The 14,459-nt window shown below is 47.6% G+C and carries 23 protein-coding genes; 19 read left to right on the top strand and 4 right to left on the bottom strand.

What is annotated here, in order from left to right:
• Positions 1–51: 51 nt before the first annotated feature.
• The 4 genes from thrS (at position 52) to rplT (ending at position 3,237) form a co-directional block, all read left to right on the top strand.
• A complete protein-coding gene (gene thrS / locus ACS18Q_RS17700) occupies positions 52–1,980 on the top strand; it encodes a threonine--tRNA ligase (RefSeq protein WP_014257183.1) in 1,929 nt (642 codons plus the stop codon).
• 3 nt (positions 1,981–1,983) lie between these two features.
• The gene (gene infC, locus ACS18Q_RS17705) at positions 1,984–2,535 is read left to right on the top strand and encodes a translation initiation factor IF-3 (protein ID WP_081454227.1); all 552 of its coding nucleotides are present in this window, start codon (positions 1,984–1,986) and stop codon (positions 2,533–2,535) included.
• Between the two features lie 111 nt (positions 2,536–2,646).
• Positions 2,647–2,841, top strand: coding sequence for a 50S ribosomal protein L35 (gene rpmI / locus ACS18Q_RS17710; RefSeq protein WP_004727973.1), 195 nt, complete (start codon positions 2,647–2,649; stop codon positions 2,839–2,841).
• A gap of 42 nt (positions 2,842–2,883) precedes the next feature.
• A complete protein-coding gene (rplT, locus tag ACS18Q_RS17715; protein WP_004727974.1) occupies positions 2,884–3,237 on the top strand; it encodes a 50S ribosomal protein L20 in 354 nt (117 codons plus the stop codon).
• 317 nt (positions 3,238–3,554) lie between these two features.
• Here rplT and ACS18Q_RS17720 read toward each other — a convergent pair whose 3' ends face one another.
• Together ACS18Q_RS17720 and ACS18Q_RS17725 are read right to left on the bottom strand one after the other, a co-directional pair.
• Entirely contained in the window at positions 3,555–4,373 is an 819-nt protein-coding gene (locus ACS18Q_RS17720; RefSeq protein ID WP_441258128.1) for an FTR1 family iron permease, read from the bottom strand.
• A 13-nt stretch (positions 4,374–4,386) separates the two neighbouring features.
• Positions 4,387–4,710, bottom strand: coding sequence for a cupredoxin domain-containing protein (locus ACS18Q_RS17725; RefSeq protein WP_441258129.1), 324 nt, complete (start codon positions 4,708–4,710; stop codon positions 4,387–4,389).
• 366 nt (positions 4,711–5,076) lie between these two features.
• On the opposite strand from ACS18Q_RS17725, the gene ACS18Q_RS17730 reads away from it, so the two are divergent.
• From ACS18Q_RS17730 to ACS18Q_RS17760, 7 genes are all read left to right on the top strand, one after another.
• Entirely contained in the window at positions 5,077–5,295 is a 219-nt protein-coding gene (locus ACS18Q_RS17730; protein WP_004727977.1) for a VF530 family DNA-binding protein, read from the top strand.
• 157 nt (positions 5,296–5,452) lie between these two features.
• On the top strand, positions 5,453–6,253 hold the full coding sequence (locus ACS18Q_RS17735; RefSeq protein ID WP_441258130.1) for a 2'-5' RNA ligase family protein: 801 nt from the start codon (positions 5,453–5,455) through the stop codon (positions 6,251–6,253).
• 85 nt (positions 6,254–6,338) lie between these two features.
• Positions 6,339–6,806 (top strand): pyrimidine dimer DNA glycosylase/endonuclease V, encoded by a 468-nt coding sequence (locus ACS18Q_RS17740; protein WP_004727979.1) that lies wholly within the window; start codon positions 6,339–6,341, stop codon positions 6,804–6,806.
• Positions 6,807–6,930: 124 nt separating this feature from the next.
• Complete coding sequence (locus ACS18Q_RS17745; RefSeq protein WP_004727980.1) at positions 6,931–7,104, top strand: hypothetical protein; 174 nt, start codon at positions 6,931–6,933, stop codon at positions 7,102–7,104.
• 110 nt (positions 7,105–7,214) lie between these two features.
• Entirely contained in the window at positions 7,215–7,631 is a 417-nt protein-coding gene (locus ACS18Q_RS17750) for a GNAT family N-acetyltransferase (protein ID WP_014257189.1), read from the top strand.
• Positions 7,632–7,636: 5 nt separating this feature from the next.
• Entirely contained in the window at positions 7,637–7,834 is a 198-nt protein-coding gene (locus ACS18Q_RS17755) for a DUF1289 domain-containing protein (protein WP_082469539.1), read from the top strand.
• 100 nt (positions 7,835–7,934) lie between these two features.
• Complete coding sequence (locus tag ACS18Q_RS17760) at positions 7,935–8,210, top strand: DUF4242 domain-containing protein (protein ID WP_032080379.1); 276 nt, start codon at positions 7,935–7,937, stop codon at positions 8,208–8,210.
• Between the two features lie 197 nt (positions 8,211–8,407).
• On the opposite strand, the gene ACS18Q_RS17765 is transcribed toward ACS18Q_RS17760, so the two are convergent.
• Positions 8,408–8,590 (bottom strand): hypothetical protein, encoded by a 183-nt coding sequence (locus ACS18Q_RS17765; RefSeq protein WP_004727983.1) that lies wholly within the window; start codon positions 8,588–8,590, stop codon positions 8,408–8,410.
• A 215-nt stretch (positions 8,591–8,805) separates the two neighbouring features.
• On the opposite strand from ACS18Q_RS17765, the gene ACS18Q_RS17770 reads away from it, so the two are divergent.
• From ACS18Q_RS17770 to ACS18Q_RS17795, 6 genes are all read left to right on the top strand, one after another.
• Positions 8,806–9,219 (top strand): GFA family protein, encoded by a 414-nt coding sequence (locus ACS18Q_RS17770; protein WP_014257191.1) that lies wholly within the window; start codon positions 8,806–8,808, stop codon positions 9,217–9,219.
• 217 nt (positions 9,220–9,436) lie between these two features.
• The gene (locus ACS18Q_RS17775) at positions 9,437–9,793 is read left to right on the top strand and encodes a MerR family transcriptional regulator (RefSeq protein ID WP_238820246.1); all 357 of its coding nucleotides are present in this window, start codon (positions 9,437–9,439) and stop codon (positions 9,791–9,793) included.
• A gap of 56 nt (positions 9,794–9,849) precedes the next feature.
• Positions 9,850–10,233, top strand: coding sequence for a carboxymuconolactone decarboxylase family protein (locus ACS18Q_RS17780; protein WP_154179951.1), 384 nt, complete (start codon positions 9,850–9,852; stop codon positions 10,231–10,233).
• A 28-nt stretch (positions 10,234–10,261) separates the two neighbouring features.
• Complete coding sequence (locus ACS18Q_RS17785; RefSeq protein ID WP_004727988.1) at positions 10,262–10,657, top strand: GFA family protein; 396 nt, start codon at positions 10,262–10,264, stop codon at positions 10,655–10,657.
• A gap of 60 nt (positions 10,658–10,717) precedes the next feature.
• Positions 10,718–11,623: an EamA family transporter gene (locus ACS18Q_RS17790; RefSeq protein WP_441258131.1), complete on the top strand. Its 906-nt coding sequence runs from the start codon at positions 10,718–10,720 to the stop codon at positions 11,621–11,623.
• A gap of 276 nt (positions 11,624–11,899) precedes the next feature.
• Positions 11,900–12,301 (top strand): hypothetical protein, encoded by a 402-nt coding sequence (locus ACS18Q_RS17795; protein ID WP_049781836.1) that lies wholly within the window; start codon positions 11,900–11,902, stop codon positions 12,299–12,301.
• Positions 12,302–12,431: 130 nt separating this feature from the next.
• Here the strand turns inward: ACS18Q_RS17795 and ACS18Q_RS17800 are convergent, their stop codons facing one another.
• Complete coding sequence (locus ACS18Q_RS17800; protein WP_004727991.1) at positions 12,432–12,905, bottom strand: peroxiredoxin; 474 nt, start codon at positions 12,903–12,905, stop codon at positions 12,432–12,434.
• Positions 12,906–13,166: 261 nt separating this feature from the next.
• Here ACS18Q_RS17800 and ACS18Q_RS17805 point away from each other — a divergent pair, with 261 nt between their 5' ends.
• A complete protein-coding gene (locus ACS18Q_RS17805) occupies positions 13,167–13,580 on the top strand; it encodes a GNAT family N-acetyltransferase (RefSeq protein WP_441258132.1) in 414 nt (137 codons plus the stop codon).
• 42 nt (positions 13,581–13,622) lie between these two features.
• Complete coding sequence (locus tag ACS18Q_RS17810; RefSeq protein ID WP_441258216.1) at positions 13,623–14,252, top strand: class I SAM-dependent methyltransferase; 630 nt, start codon at positions 13,623–13,625, stop codon at positions 14,250–14,252.
• Positions 14,253–14,459 lie beyond the last annotated feature (207 nt).

Raw genomic sequence — 14,459 nt, forward strand, 5'->3', positions numbered from 1 at the left:
ATAAACTGAACATGTGTTGCTTAGTGTGCAACACCACTGTAAGGATATCTCATGCCTATTATTACTCTTCCTGACGGCAGTCAGCGTCAATTTGACAACCCAGTTTCTACTCTAGAAGTGGCACAATCTATCGGTCCTGGTTTGGCGAAAGCCACCATTGCAGGTCGTGTAGATGGTGTTCGTGTTGATGCGTGCGATCTGATCGAAAACGACGCAAGCCTTGAAATCATCACCGCGAAAGACGAAGTAGACGGTTTGGAAATTGTTCGTCACTCTTGTGCTCACTTGCTCGGTCATGCACTGAAGCAACTTTACCCACAAGCGAAAATGGCGATCGGTCCAACCATCGACAACGGCTTCTACTACGACATCGATCTTGAAGAATCTCTGTCACAAGATGACATTGAGAAAATCGAAGCTCGCATGAAAGAGCTGGCGAAAACCAAGTATCAGGTTGTTAAAAAGAAAGTCAGCTGGCAGGAAGCGCGTGACACATTTGAAGCGCGTCAAGAACCATACAAGATGGAAATCTTGGATCAAAACGTCGCTCGCGATGATCGTCCTGGTCTTTACCACCATGAAGAATACATCGACATGTGTCGTGGCCCGCACGTACCACACATGGGCTTCTGCCAACACTTCAAACTGTTGAATGTGGCAGGCGCATACTGGCGTGGCGACAGCAACAATAAGATGCTACAACGTATCTACGGTACAGCTTTCCACGATAAGAAAGCACTTCAAGCTCACCTGACTCGTCTGGAAGAAGCTGCGAAGCGTGACCACCGTAAGATCGGTAAGCAACTTGACCTGTTCCACATGCAGCAAGAAGCACCGGGTATGGTGTTCTGGCACCATAATGGCTGGTCTATCTTCCGTGATTTGGAAGTGTTCATTCGTCACAAACTGAATGAATACGGTTACCAAGAAGTGAAAGGTCCTCTGATGATGGATCGCGTTCTGTGGGAACGTTCAGGTCACTGGGACAAATACGCAGATGCGATGTTTACAACATCCTCTGAGAACCGCGATTACGCGATTAAGCCAATGAACTGTCCAGGTCACGTTCAGATCTTTAACCAAGGTCTGAAATCTTACCGTGATTTGCCGCTGCGTATGGCGGAGTTCGGTTCATGTCACCGTAACGAGCCATCAGGTTCTCTGCACGGTATCATGCGTGTTCGTGGCTTTACTCAAGACGATGCACACATCTTCTGTACTGAAGATCAAATTCAAGAAGAAGTCACATCATGCATCAAGATGGTGTACGACACATACACCACATTTGGTTTTGACAATATCGCAGTGAAACTGTCTACTCGCCCAGAAAAACGCGTAGGTAGTGATGAGATTTGGGACAAATCTGAAGAAGCACTGAAACACTCTCTGGAAGCGATGGGTATCGCATACGAAATCCAAGAAGGAGAGGGTGCATTCTACGGTCCTAAGATCGAATTCACACTGTATGACTGTTTGGACCGTGCATGGCAATGTGGTACTGTACAGCTCGATTTCAACCTGCCAACGCGCTTAGGCGCAACTTACGTCGGTGAAAACAACGAGCGTCTTGTACCTGTGATGATTCACCGTGCGATTTTAGGCTCACTCGAGCGTTTCATCGGTATTCTTATCGAAGAATACGCAGGTTTCTTCCCGACTTGGTTGGCTCCAGAGCAAGCAGTTGTCGTAAATATTACTGACAAACAAGCTGATTACGCTCAGGAAGTGGCTCAAAAGCTACAAAAATGTGGTATTAGAGCAAAAGCGGACTTGAGAAATGAGAAGATAGGCTTTAAAATCCGCGAACACACTCTAAAGCGTGTTCCGTATATGCTGGTTTGTGGCGACCAAGAAATGGAAGCCGGAGAAATCGCAGTACGTACACGTAAAGGTAAAGATCTTGGTAAGTTTAAACTGGATGACTTCGTATCGCATATCCAGACCGAGATTGCTAGCCGTAAGTTAAATCTGGAGGAATAAACTATTAAAGGCGGAAGACGTGGCCAAGTACCGGCCAAACAAAACCAGCACCGTTTGAACGGTGAAATTCGTGGCGTTCGTGAAGTTCGTTTAACAGGCGCTGATGGTGAATCTGTTGGTATCGTTTCGATCCAAGAAGCACTAGCAGCAGCCGAAGAAGCTGGTATGGATCTTGTCGAGATCAGCCCTAACGCCGAGCCACCAGTCTGTCGTGTGATGGACTATGGCAAATTCCTCTTCGAAAAGAGCAAAGCTGCTAAAGAGCAGAAGAAGAAGCAAAAGCAGATCCAGATTAAGGAAGTTAAATTCCGTCCTGGGACTGATATTGGAGACTATCAGGTAAAACTACGCAACCTGACTAGCTTCCTTGAAGAAGGCAACAAAGTGAAGGTAACAATTCGCTTCCGTGGCCGAGAGATGGCTCACCAAGACATCGGTGTTGACGTTCTGAATCGTTTGAAAGAAGACACAGTAGAATTTGCTGTTGTGGAATCTTTCCCAACGAAGATTGAAGGTCGCCAGATGATCATGGTTCTAGCCCCTAAGAAGAAGTAATTAACGGCTTGCAAGTAATCAACCTGGCCGAGTTACTTGAAGTAACGCGGTTGGGTTTATTCGCCCTAATTACGTTGTTTATTAAACTACTACAATGCGGAGTTATTCATCATGCCTAAGATGAAAAACAACAAAGGTGCTGCTAAGCGTTTCAAGAAAACTGCTGGTGGTTTTAAGTTCAAACACGCTACCAAACGTCACATCCTGACTAAGCGTACAACTAAGAACAAACGTCAACTACGTCCAAACTCAATTCTTCCTAAATGTGAAGTTGCGGGTATCGTTCGTTGTCTGCCATACGCTTAATTTGTTTTTAGTTTTTAATTCGTTTAGTTTAGGAGAAGCATAATGCCTCGCGTAAAACGTGGTGTACAAGCTCGTGCACGTCATAAGAAAGTTCTGAAACAAGCTAAAGGTTACTACGGTGCACGTTCACGTGTTTACCGCGTAGCTTTCCAAGCAGTTACCAAAGCTGGTCAATACGCTTACCGTGACCGTCGCGCTAAGAAACGTCAATTCCGTCAACTGTGGATTGCACGTATCAACGCAGCATCTCGTCAAAATGGTCTATCTTACAGCCGTTTCATCAACGGTCTTAAGAAAGCATCTATCGAGATCGACCGTAAGATCCTGGCCGACATCGCAGTATTCGACAAAGCAGCATTTGCTGTTCTTGTAGAAAAAGCGAAAGCTGCTCTGTAATTAGCAGTTCAGGTTTAAGAGGAAGGAGAGCATCTGCTCTCCTTTTTTCTTGCCTGCCATTTCCTCACACACGTGTTTTTGGCCGCCTTGTCATGGACCTTCGTGGTCATCGACGAATCTCGCCCCATTGTTCTGTTTGCCCCATTGTTCTGTTCAAAGTCATGTCTTAAAGTGAGCCAACCCACCTTCAGTTTTTCTGTGTTTGACCAAGGTTTTCGTCCAACCGATTGCACATTCAACGCCCTCAAGATATATACGCTAGCAACAAAAATGGCCCCTCAATCAGGAGCCATAAACATGTGATAAATCGTGAAGCGTTATGCTTTGCTTTGGGTTGGAGCCGAGCGGCTTGCCCAGCGCATGCCTACAGCAATGACGAGAATCGTCACCACATAGAACACTAATTGAATTGCGGTTGGGCGGGCTTGATAACCGACTAAGATATGCAGCAATTGGCCCAGCATTGAACGCTCCGACAAAATCGCATTCGAATTCCACAGTGGCGCCTGCGCGGTGAGGATTCCTGCTTGCATCAAATAACCGGCTGCAGAAGCGGCTAGGCCTGCGGCTAAGAAAAGAATCATCCAGCCTGTGACTCGGAACAACCAACGTGTCGGAATGCGGAGTAACCCAAAATAGAGTAGGGAACCGGCAATTACACCGGCAATGACGCCCAATGCGCCGCCCGTTAGCATGGATAAACCGGAGTCACCTCCCGCGGCAATACCATACAGGAACAGAACCACTTCCGAGCCTTCACGCAGCACCGCTAATCCTGTTGCGACGGAAAGAAAATACAATGGCAGTGAGCCGTCGTTGATTTGCGAACTGACCTGTTTCAAATGGGCAACCAGCTCGCGTGCGTGTTTCGACATCCAGATGTTGTGCCAAGCGAGCATGAGAACTGCGGTGAGCAAGATCCCAGCGTTAAATAGCTCTTGGCCCATGCCTTCGAACGTCGATGCAATGGCGCCAGCAGAAAATGCGACGATCAAAGCACCAAACAAGCCGGCAGTGACACCACCGAAAATCCAACGCGTACGACCGGGTAAGCCTTTTGTTGCGGCCATCAGAATGGTCACAATCAATGCCGCTTCCAACACTTCACGAAAGACGATAATGGCTGAACTCAACATGAGTTGTCCTCGCTTATTTTACAATCAGTGAACCTTGAGCGGTGTCTTCATGGAACTCACCAAAGAATTCGAATTCGCCTGGGCCGAAAGGTCCCACTAAGACGGTGATTTGGCTATTGCCCGCAACCACTTTTTCCGCGTGAAAATCTTCGCCTTCAAACTCTTCGGCCGTATCATCGAGGTTTTTAACGACCAGCTTGACCTGTTGATGCGCTGGAATTTCGAGGTGCACCGGGTTGAACTGATGATCTTTAATGGTGATTTCAAACGTTGGGGTATCAGCCAAAGCCGGTAGGCTCGCGCTCAGCAGAAGTGGGAGAAGAAGGAACTTTTTCATCAATGAATATCTCTGTTACATCAAATAAGAATGGTTATTATATTTATTGTTAGTAAATGTAACAAATGATTTAATTTAGTAAATGCATGGATAAGAGTATGGATGTGCTGAGTTGAATTCGCTGATGCCAATACTGGAGTGACGTGATGTGCGCAATGTGTCGCTTTGTACTGATGCCTCGGCACTGGCACTGGCACTGGCACTGGCGCTGTGGTTTGGTCGGGGCCGCTCTGTTTGAGTCAACGAATGTCGTTACGCCCGTTGGCCGCACATAAAAGACATGGGGTGGACGCGAGGGATCTGTTAGACTGCCGCCTTGCTCCGTAGCATTGCGCTGCGGCTGATTTGACGATTGGAATAGAATTGATGAACCAAGCACAACCGAACAATCCATTGCATGGGTTAACCCTTGAAAAAATCCTCACGCGTTTAGTCGAGCATTATGGTTGGAGCGGGTTGTATCGCGAAGTCCGTGTTAACTGTTTCGATAACGATCCATCAATCAAGTCGTCCTTGAAGTTTCTACGTAAAACGCAATGGGCCAGAGACAAAGTTGAAGCGTTGTACATCAATACGTTCTCCTGATCACGCCCCTGACCTGATTGGTTCAGGCGCGTTGTGGTCTGAATACGCACTTGGTGATGGGGTGGCTGAAAACGATGGCAGTTTGCCGTACAGTTAACGTTGTTGGCTCGTTTGCTTTGTTATGATGACGCCCCGCGAGACGATCTATTGGTTTGTCATGATTGAATCTATCTACCAACACATGTGGGACAACTTTTGTGACGCGATGCGTCATAACCGCTATGTCCAAGACCCTTATCTGACTCATCAAAGCGATACGCGCCGAGGTATAACGGCGTTGGCGTATTTGCACTCCAACAGTCAGTTTCATCACCGACGGGCACCACATGATGAGTCACGACATTATCAGTTAGGGCAGAATCGATTACGGAACGTGTCGCCACTTGAGTGCCTGTCTTTAACGGCAAATATCGAGGCGTTTCTTGACCAAGTTAGAACGCAGGAACCTGAGCAGTATTATTATCCTCAAAATGAACTTCATATCACGCTGTTGTCGGTGATCTCTTGTGTGGCGGGCTTTCAGCTCGCCGATATTGACGTTGCCCGTTACGCTGCGGTTTTTCAACACGCCTTACGTGATATCGAACCCATCGACATTGAATTTCGTGGGGTGACCGCCTCGCCTGAATGCATTGTGATTCAAGGGTTTCCGCAAGGAAACGGGCTGAACGCCTTGCGCGAACGCCTTAGAGATGAACTCCAGCGTTCAGGGTTACCAACGACGGCTGACAGCCGCTACAAACTTGTGACGGCCCATGCGTCTGCTGTGCGTTTTCGCGCGCCTCTCAACGATACCGAGGCGTTGCTTCAACTTTGCCAGCGCTATCGTCACCATGTGTTCGGCCGAATGACACTGTCTGCGTGTGAATTGGTGTTTAACAATTGGTATCAACAGCGCTCCGTCACGCAATCACTCGCGCAGTGCGTGTTGCTGGCTCCCGTTGGCGCCGAAAAATAGAGCAATCAAACTGACGGAGCGATCCCATACGCTGGAATGACGTATTAAGAACGTTTGTAGCATCGGCCAATATGGGAGCCCAAGCGTGAATATCTTTATTTTGGATAACGACATCAAATTGTGCGCGCAATATCATTGCGACCAACATGTGGTGAAAATGATTCTTGAGAGCGTGCAATTGCTATGTACCGCTTTGAACAAGAAGGGATTTGAAACGCCTTATAAATCGACCCATATGAAACATCCGTGTGTATTGTGGGTTGAAGAGTCTTACGACAATTTCCTATGGTTAACGGAGTTAGTGCGCGAGCTGAACGCAGAATATCAGTTCCGGTATGATAAGTCAGCAGACCACAAATCCATGGCAGTATTAGCGCAGATACAGCAGCACACCTATCCGGCGTTGGGCTTGACTGAGTTTGCTCAAGCCATGCCGGATGAATACAAAATACCGGGTGATGCCGTTCATGCGTATCGACGATTCTATGCGGGAGAGAAAATGGGCTTTGCACGTTGGACCAAACGCGAGTTACCGGCGTGGTTGAGCGTGTAAATGCCCGGACGTGAGGAGCATGTTTACCAAAGCGCTAACGTCACGTGAACATTCACCGGACTTTCATTGGTTATAGTTTTCAATATCAAATATCGATATAAAACTCACTAGCGAGTCAGGTCCGATGAAAAACTATCTTTTAATTGCTGCTGTGTCTTTCACCCTGTTTGGCTGCCAACTCACGCGTGTTGAAGGGCGCGTTGATGACGTCGACGTGAAAGTCCATTCTGGTGATTCACACAGCAAGGATCGTGGTCATTTTTGCCCGCCAGGTCAGGCCAAAAAAGGCAACTGCTAAATTGATTTACTCTCAAAAAGCCAGCGTTGATCGTCTGGCTTTTTTTATACGCAGGTGGCATGGTATCTCGATGAATTGCAACGCGAATATAACGTGACCAGGAAGTGAATATGCCAGTGACCATCACCACCACACCAACGGAAGCCGAAATAGAGATCATCCGAAATGGCTTACGTGAACACAATTTTCCTCATTTAGGCGATGTGTACCGTACCGATATTGCCTGTTTCACAGAAGATGAACACGGTGTCAAAACGGGAGGGCTTTATGGTGAAATTTTTGGCCATTGGCTGATGGTGAAGTTTCTTTGGGTCGACAAAAACGGCAAAGGTCGCGGACTGGGCAGCCAATTGTTGTTGCAAGCAGAAGCGTTTGCCCGCGAGAAAGGGTGCCACGCTTGTCTGCTGGATACATTCAGTTTTCAAGCCAAACCGTTTTATGAAAAGCTGGGTTACGAAGTGCAGATGATCCTACACGATCATCCGGTGTCCACTGAACGCTATTATCTGACCAAATCGCTGGTTTAATCGCCATGGCAAACACTGAGCCCGAATCGGCTGTTCCGTCTCCCTGTATCCGTAACTGTTGCCTGGATGATAACGATGTCTGTCTGGGCTGTTTTCGTACACTAGAAGAAATTTTGGCCTGGAACCGATCAAGCGAGCCTGAAAAGGCGGAGATTTTATTGCGCTGTGCTGCCAGGAAACGCGCCAAATTCAACCGCCGTTGAACTATGCCACTATGCGCTCAAGCCTTGCCGTGACTGGTCTGTCAACTGATGAACACGGGATCGCTGGTCTATACTTACCGGGTACAAACAGGAGGTAAGTATGCCTAAATATGTTATTGAACGGGATCTTGCGGGGGCGGGTAGCCTGACGCAGGACGATCTCAGAGCCATTTCACAGAAATCATGTAACGTATTGGAAGTTTTGGGCCCGAGAATTCAGTGGGTTGAGAGCTACGTGACGCCGGATAAAGTGTATTGTGTGTATATTGCACCTGATGAAGCGCTGATTCGCAAGCATGCGGAGATGGGAGAGTTCCCGGTCAGTGCAATCTACCCGGTGAATGCGGTAATTGACCCTACCAGTGCGGAAGCCTGAAAAAAACAGCGACTCATGCAGTGTAATGAGTCGCTGCTATTGAATTATCCATGAAAACCTTACTCCTGTTGGTGTGTTCCGGTTTAGCGCCGATATCATGGATTCCCTAAGAGAGCACCAAGTGCGTTGAGCGTAGAACTTGGTACTCTGTACATCGTGATTTGCAATCATTCCCCGAAGGCAATAAACCCACGTCATCATGAGTCGATGACGAGATTGTTGTTCTCATCTGTGTACAGGCATGCCTGATTGCGTTGGATCAACTGAACGGCATACGAAGGCGACACAGCGTGTAGCTGGCCTTTCATATGAAGTGCTGGTGATTCCCAAGCATCATCTTTGTACATGCCGGTTTGTGTGTACTGAATCAATACTTTCATGGAACTTCCTTACATCATTATCATTATTCGCATTTTTAAAATATGGCGAGAATTTAAGTTGTGCATCTGTTAAAAATGAAACATTATTTTTACCAATTGGCCGTCGCTCATTTTTGTAGGGTGAGTAATGATGACGTGCTACACACTTTCTTTGGTGTTTGAGCTCCGCTTAAACATCGAAAATGCGCTTTAACCTTTATCGATAGGAAATACGTATGGACTACCCAATTGAAGCGTCTTGTCAGTGTGGACAGGTAAGCTACAAACTCTTTACTGCGCCCAAAAAAGTGATCGCGTGTCATTGCCAGGAGTGTCAGAAACTCTCGACGGCACCTTTTAGCGTAACCGCGATGGTTCCTGCAGATGCCATTGAATTTAGTGGCGAGATGAACAAATGGGGGCGAGTTGCGGCCAGCGGAAATCAAAATGACGGCTATTCGTGCAGCACCTGTGGGAATCGCATTTATCAAATCAACCCGGCGCAACCTGAACTGATCAAACTCAAGCTCAAACCGGTGGGTCTCAAAGACGATGCGTTGTTTGAACCCCAAGCTCATGTTTGGGTGAGTGAAAAGCTCAGTTGGGTCGTGCTCCCCGAAGGGGTTCCTGCGTTCGACAAGCAAGTATGAAGCAGGTTGGTTGAGTGACAACGGCGAGGTGAACCGTTCGGTTCACCTCAATGTACGCCGATTCGAAATCATGACCACCAATTCGACGATAAACAACGGTCGCGCTTCTGTCAGGCATCGCGCTCTCGATACCGTGCATTCACAGACCATCGTTGTTTTTCTCACCTCATCTATGAGCAGTGACACTGCGCCCACGATCCGATTGAACGAGGCTCCCATGAATATCAAAGCATTTTCCGAACTCACGGGTTTGAGCGCCTACACGCTGCGCTATTACGAAAAAATCGGACTACTAAAAAATGTCCAGCGCACACCAAGTGGCCGACGTGCCTACACCACGAAAGAGGTTGAATGGGTGCGCTTTATTGTGCGTTTGAAAGAAACTGGAATGCCATTGAGTGACATTTTACGGTATGCAGAGCTACGCGCTTGTGGCACAGTAAGCCACTTTGAGCGCCAACACCTGTTGGAAGAGCATCGAAAACAACTTAAAGCGCATCTTGATGTGCAGCTGAATCACCTGAAAGCGCTGGATACCAAAATTGAATGGTACAAAACGCAGGATGGCCATTGACTTAGAGTGAACTCTAACATGTAAGGTTCTTTTGTTGTCTACACAGGAGAATCAACATGGAACATACACGCTTTGCGGCCGGTTTGGCCAAGCTCAAAGAGATCGATGGTGAAGCTGGTCAGAAGGTGATGGAAAGCTTGCAGGACATCTGCCCGGATTTGGCGCGCTACACGGTTGAGTATCCGTTTGGTGATATTTATCGTCGTGACGGTTTGGATCTGCGGTCGCGTGAAATTGCCACAGTGGCGGCACTCACCGCCCTTGGGCATTGCACGCCGCAATTAAAGGTTCATCTGAATGCTGCATTAAATGTCGGATGTACCGAAGATGAGCTCAAGGAAGTGATTGTCCAGATGTCGGTTTACGCGGGTTTCCCGGCAGCGCTCAACGGCATGTTTGCGTTCAAGGACGTACTGGCGGAGCGAGCATCGCCTCAATAAGCAAGATTTTGGTTCTAAGGAAGGAACAATGATTAAACAAGTTGGCCCAACAACGATTCAGGAAAAGCACCGCGCGACGTGCCATTGTGGGACGGTAGAATTGGAACTCAGCTTACCGAATGGCATCGTGGATCCACGTCGCTGTGATTGTTCGATTTGTCGACGCAAAGGCGCGATTGTCGCTTCCGTCACTTTGGATGCAATACGCATTGTGAAAGGGCAGGAAGCGCTGCGCTTGTACCAGTTCAATACGAACACGGCCAAACACTATTTTTGCTCGGTGTGTGGCATCTATACGCATCATCAGCGCCGGTCTAATCCTCACCAATATGGGTACAATGTCGGTTGTTTGGACGGCGTCAATCCATTCGATTTAGGGGATGTTGTCACCAATGATGGTGTCAACCATCCTGCTGATCGCTAAGTCATCGCGGTGACCCACGTTAAGCGTCACACGCATCTGTTGTAAAGGGACGACACAACTATGGATAGTCGAAGTGTTTTCGCATCACTGCTGGTGGTGCTGATTTGGGGACTCAATTTCTCTGTCATTAAATTTGGCCTAGATGAGTTGCCGCCGATTATGTTTTCGGGGTTACGCTTTCTCATTGTCGCGATTCCAGCGGTGTTTTTTATTCCGTTTCCGAAAACCTCGGTATGGAATGTCATTGGCGTGGGTGTATTTCTCGGCGTCCTTAAATTCAGTTTCTTGTTCGTCGCGATGAAAAGTGATGCTTCTGCTGGCATTTCATCTTTGCTATTGCAGGCGCAAGTGATCTTTACCGTCCTCCTGAGTGTCTTGCTGCTCAAAGAAAAAATCACCAAAGCGCAGTGTTTGGGGATCGCGATTGCGGCAATCGGATTTAGTCTGTTTTTCTTCGCTGCAAACGGCAATGTGACGATGACCGGCGTGACCATGATTTTGTGCGCAGCGCTGTTTTGGTCGATTTCCAACGTGATCATGAAGCGAATTAAAAACGTCAATCTGCTGCATTTTATGGTGTGGGCGAGCCTTGTACCGCCTTTGCCGCTGTTTGCTATTTCGTATCTTCTGGAAACACGTGACCCGTTGGCAGTATTGGCGGCAACCACGGCGCAATCCTGGTGGTCGGTGATCTATGTCGGCTACATTTCCACCTTGGTGGCCTTTGCGATTTGGGGATGGCTTCTCAACCATTATCCTTCGGCTTCGGTGACGCCTTTTGCGTTGCTGATCCCGGTCGTTGGCATGGTCAGTTCTAGCATGCTACTAAATGAAACCATGAGCCATTTAGAAGTTTTAGGGGCGCTACTCATCTTATGCGGGTTATCGGTGTCGGTGCTGGGTGGCATCGTACTGAAAGCCGTTAAACGTGCAAACGCTCAATCGTTATCGAGCGAAAATAATTAAATATTGGGAGATTTAAAGTAAACTTTCTTATTTTTGACTAGACTTAAAACGATGTCTTGTTTCGTATAGGAAATATGAAATAGAGGCACGTTTTTTCTGCCAAAATAATAATAGGACGGCGTTATTTTTATTATCTCTTGTCTTAAAAACAACATGAGTCAAACTTTCTGATAAGGATGTCAATTCAAAATGATATTTATTGTTTCAAATCAAAGTCTATCTACGCTATTGGACTACTCTTTAACCATGTCTTACAGAGATATCCTAGGAGATAGCATGAACATTAAATCAACTTTGCTCTTAGTGGTACTTTTACTTTCTTCTTCAATGGCTTGGGCTGCTAGTTTTACTGGTAACACCGCTGGAACGATTCAATTTCGTGGCGCAGTGAATGAGCCCACTTGCAATGTAACGACGAATGGAATACGTGACTTAACCGTGACGCCGAATGGTATTACGACGAAAGGTGAAGTTGCATATCGCTTGAACAATCATGATATAACCCAATTAACAATGGGGGTATCGGATTGTCACGGATATAAAAGAAATTCAGAAGGTGCTGATGCGTTAACAATAACTGCGCGGCAATCTCAATCCAATAATCTTGGGTATGTTGCCGGAACCGGAATGGTCGTCAGTTATGATGGAAAACACATTGTCACAATCGATTATGAATAATAGGAATTGAACGAGATATACATTTAATTTACTATCTCGGTGTATTATTTAGCATGAGTTATTTATTCAGCTAATAAAAAAAGGAAGGCAGTCAGCCTTCCTTTTTTGTCTCAATTTTTTGTTTCAACGATTACAGCGCTGCAAGAATAGCTTCTGCTTTGCTGACTTCAAATGATTTTGGTGCTTCGACGTTCAATGTGGTGACGACGCCGTTGTCGATGATCATGGCGTAACGCTGTGAACGCACGCCGCCAAATCCAGCGGTGTCCATTTCCAGACCCAGTGCTTTGGTAAAGCTTGCATCGCCGTCCGCCAGCATCATCAACTCAGAGGCATTCTGTGCTTCGCCCCAAGATTTCATGACAAACGCGTCGTTGACTGCAACACATGCGATGATGTCGACGCCTTTGGCTTTCAGTTTATCGGCTTGAACGACGTAACCTGGCAAGTGCTCTTCTGAGCACGTTGGGGTGAAAGCACCAGGTACGGCAAACAGCACCACTTTTTTACCTGCAAACAGTTCGTTCACGTTGTGGTGAACCATACCGTCTTTTGTCAGTTGGCTGAGTGTTGCTTCTGGCAGGTGTTGTCCTTGCTTGATCATGATATTTCCTTCATTTGGATGGAAGTGTTTCCCCGTTCTAAATGATATAGCCACTGGCAGTGCGACGACGTGCCGCACCATGCCGATGTGTTGGGGGAGAGATGGAAGTCTTCTTACAGTCTAGTCTGAATTCATCAATCTAAAAACAGAGAAACATTGGGGATATTGTGATATTTCTTCGATCCTTGGTTGTATGCGCATGGAAGCGGCGCTATGTTGGTAACTCACTGACATAACGCGACTTATCACAAGGAGTGACCCATGCACGTCGACTATCAAACCGGGCGTCCAATCAGCGCTGTTCAATTTATTGCACTGCTCAATGAAACCACGTTAGGGCCACGCCGACCAACGGACGATCGCGCGTGCATTGAAGGCATGTTGGCGCATGCGGATTTGCTTGTCACGGCGTGGATAGGTGAACGATTAGTGGGTGTTGCTCGTTCGGTGACGGATTTTTGCTATTGCTGTTATTTGTCGGATCTTGCCGTGTCGGAGCACATTCAAGCGCAGGGTATCGGCAAGCAGTTGATTGAGCATACGTTTGCCGCGCTAAAGCCCGGTTGCAAACTGATTTTGCTGGCGGCGCCTCAAGCGGTTGAGTATTACCCCAAGATTGGTTTCACTCAACATCACAGTGCATGGGTGATGTCGTCTGCTCAAGAACTGAAATAAAACGGAGGGACAACGTTCGTCAATGAACGGTCTGTGAAGAACATGTACGTACCAACCCCAAAAGCGGATTATGACCCAATTGCTGAAGCGTGGCACCGACTCCGCACGCAACTGCCTCCGCCTGATCTCGCACTGTTTGAGTTATTTCGCTGCTATATTCCGCCACATGGCTGCATCTTGGATTTAGGGTGTGGCCATGGCGTACCGATTGATACCATGATGAACGCGCGTGGTTTTGAGGTAACTGGCGTGGATCGCTCCGAACGGTTGCTCGATCTTGCGCGTTCAGCCATGCCGCAACACCAATGGATTTGCAGCGAGTTGGAATCCTTTGAACTGACCGAACGCTATCATGGTGTGATTATCTGGGACAGCTTGTTTCATCTTTCGCGTCAGGAACACGTGCCACTGCTGCGCAAAGCGTTTCAAGCGCTTGAGCCGGATGGTGTGTTGATTCTATCGAGCGGTGGCAGCGACGATGATCTACCGCCGTTTACGGATGTCATGCTCGGCCATGAGTTTTTTTACGATGCATTTCCTGTTGCCGTGCTGCTGCATCACTGCCGCGAAATAGGATTTCGTATTTTGCGCCATGAATTGGTCAATGAACCCGATGGCGGCCGCGATAAAGGGCGACTGGGCGTCGTGTTGCAAAAACCAGCCACGCCTTGATTGTTCGGTAGGCATGGGGCGGCCTAAAGCGTCCGTGGCTTCGCCTTTTCCCGCACACGGTCTCGGGAGGCTAAGGTAAAGATCATTCTGATGAAAGTGTTGTTTATTCGCTCTCAATCTGTTGGAGCGTCGTAAATTCCCCGCATCGTTTGCCGCAACCTGAGCATTCGGGGTTAATTTAACATCTTGCTTACGTTAGGATATTCG

It is taken from the genome of Vibrio sp. Vf1514 (assembly GCF_052076135.1).
Lineage (GTDB): Bacteria > Pseudomonadota > Gammaproteobacteria > Enterobacterales > Vibrionaceae > Vibrio > Vibrio furnissii.

Bases quoted from the DNA above. Each gene is read 5' to 3' on its own strand.
- ACS18Q_RS17785 (WP_004727988.1), top strand. From the start codon at position 10,262: ATGATTAAACAAGTTGGCCCAACAACGATTCAGGAAAAGCACCGCGCG.
- ACS18Q_RS17805 (WP_441258132.1), top strand. From the start codon at position 13,167: ATGCACGTCGACTATCAAACCGGGCGTCCAATCAGCGCTGTTCAATTT.
- ACS18Q_RS17800 (WP_004727991.1), bottom strand. From the start codon at position 12,905: ATGATCAAGCAAGGACAACACCTGCCAGAAGCAACACTCAGCCAACTG.
- rplT (WP_004727974.1), top strand. From the start codon at position 2,884: ATGCCTCGCGTAAAACGTGGTGTACAAGCTCGTGCACGTCATAAGAAA.
- ACS18Q_RS17770 (WP_014257191.1), top strand. From the start codon at position 8,806: ATGGACTACCCAATTGAAGCGTCTTGTCAGTGTGGACAGGTAAGCTAC.
- ACS18Q_RS17735 (WP_441258130.1), top strand. From the start codon at position 5,453: ATGATTGAATCTATCTACCAACACATGTGGGACAACTTTTGTGACGCG.
- ACS18Q_RS17795 (WP_049781836.1), top strand. From the start codon at position 11,900: ATGAACATTAAATCAACTTTGCTCTTAGTGGTACTTTTACTTTCTTCT.
- ACS18Q_RS17780 (WP_154179951.1), top strand. From the start codon at position 9,850: ATGGAACATACACGCTTTGCGGCCGGTTTGGCCAAGCTCAAAGAGATC.
- ACS18Q_RS17810 (WP_441258216.1), top strand. From the start codon at position 13,623: ATGTACGTACCAACCCCAAAAGCGGATTATGACCCAATTGCTGAAGCG.
- ACS18Q_RS17760 (WP_032080379.1), top strand. From the start codon at position 7,935: ATGCCTAAATATGTTATTGAACGGGATCTTGCGGGGGCGGGTAGCCTG.
- ACS18Q_RS17775 (WP_238820246.1), top strand. From the start codon at position 9,437: ATGAATATCAAAGCATTTTCCGAACTCACGGGTTTGAGCGCCTACACG.
- ACS18Q_RS17730 (WP_004727977.1), top strand. From the start codon at position 5,077: ATGAACCAAGCACAACCGAACAATCCATTGCATGGGTTAACCCTTGAA.
- rpmI (WP_004727973.1), top strand. From the start codon at position 2,647: ATGCCTAAGATGAAAAACAACAAAGGTGCTGCTAAGCGTTTCAAGAAA.
- ACS18Q_RS17720 (WP_441258128.1), bottom strand. From the start codon at position 4,373: ATGTTGAGTTCAGCCATTATCGTCTTTCGTGAAGTGTTGGAAGCGGCA.
- ACS18Q_RS17790 (WP_441258131.1), top strand. From the start codon at position 10,718: ATGGATAGTCGAAGTGTTTTCGCATCACTGCTGGTGGTGCTGATTTGG.
- ACS18Q_RS17755 (WP_082469539.1), top strand. From the start codon at position 7,637: ATGGCAAACACTGAGCCCGAATCGGCTGTTCCGTCTCCCTGTATCCGT.
- ACS18Q_RS17765 (WP_004727983.1), bottom strand. From the start codon at position 8,590: ATGAAAGTATTGATTCAGTACACACAAACCGGCATGTACAAAGATGAT.
- ACS18Q_RS17745 (WP_004727980.1), top strand. From the start codon at position 6,931: ATGAAAAACTATCTTTTAATTGCTGCTGTGTCTTTCACCCTGTTTGGC.
- ACS18Q_RS17750 (WP_014257189.1), top strand. From the start codon at position 7,215: ATGCCAGTGACCATCACCACCACACCAACGGAAGCCGAAATAGAGATC.
- thrS (WP_014257183.1), top strand. From the start codon at position 52: ATGCCTATTATTACTCTTCCTGACGGCAGTCAGCGTCAATTTGACAAC.
- ACS18Q_RS17725 (WP_441258129.1), bottom strand. From the start codon at position 4,710: ATGAAAAAGTTCCTTCTTCTCCCACTTCTGCTGAGCGCGAGCCTACCG.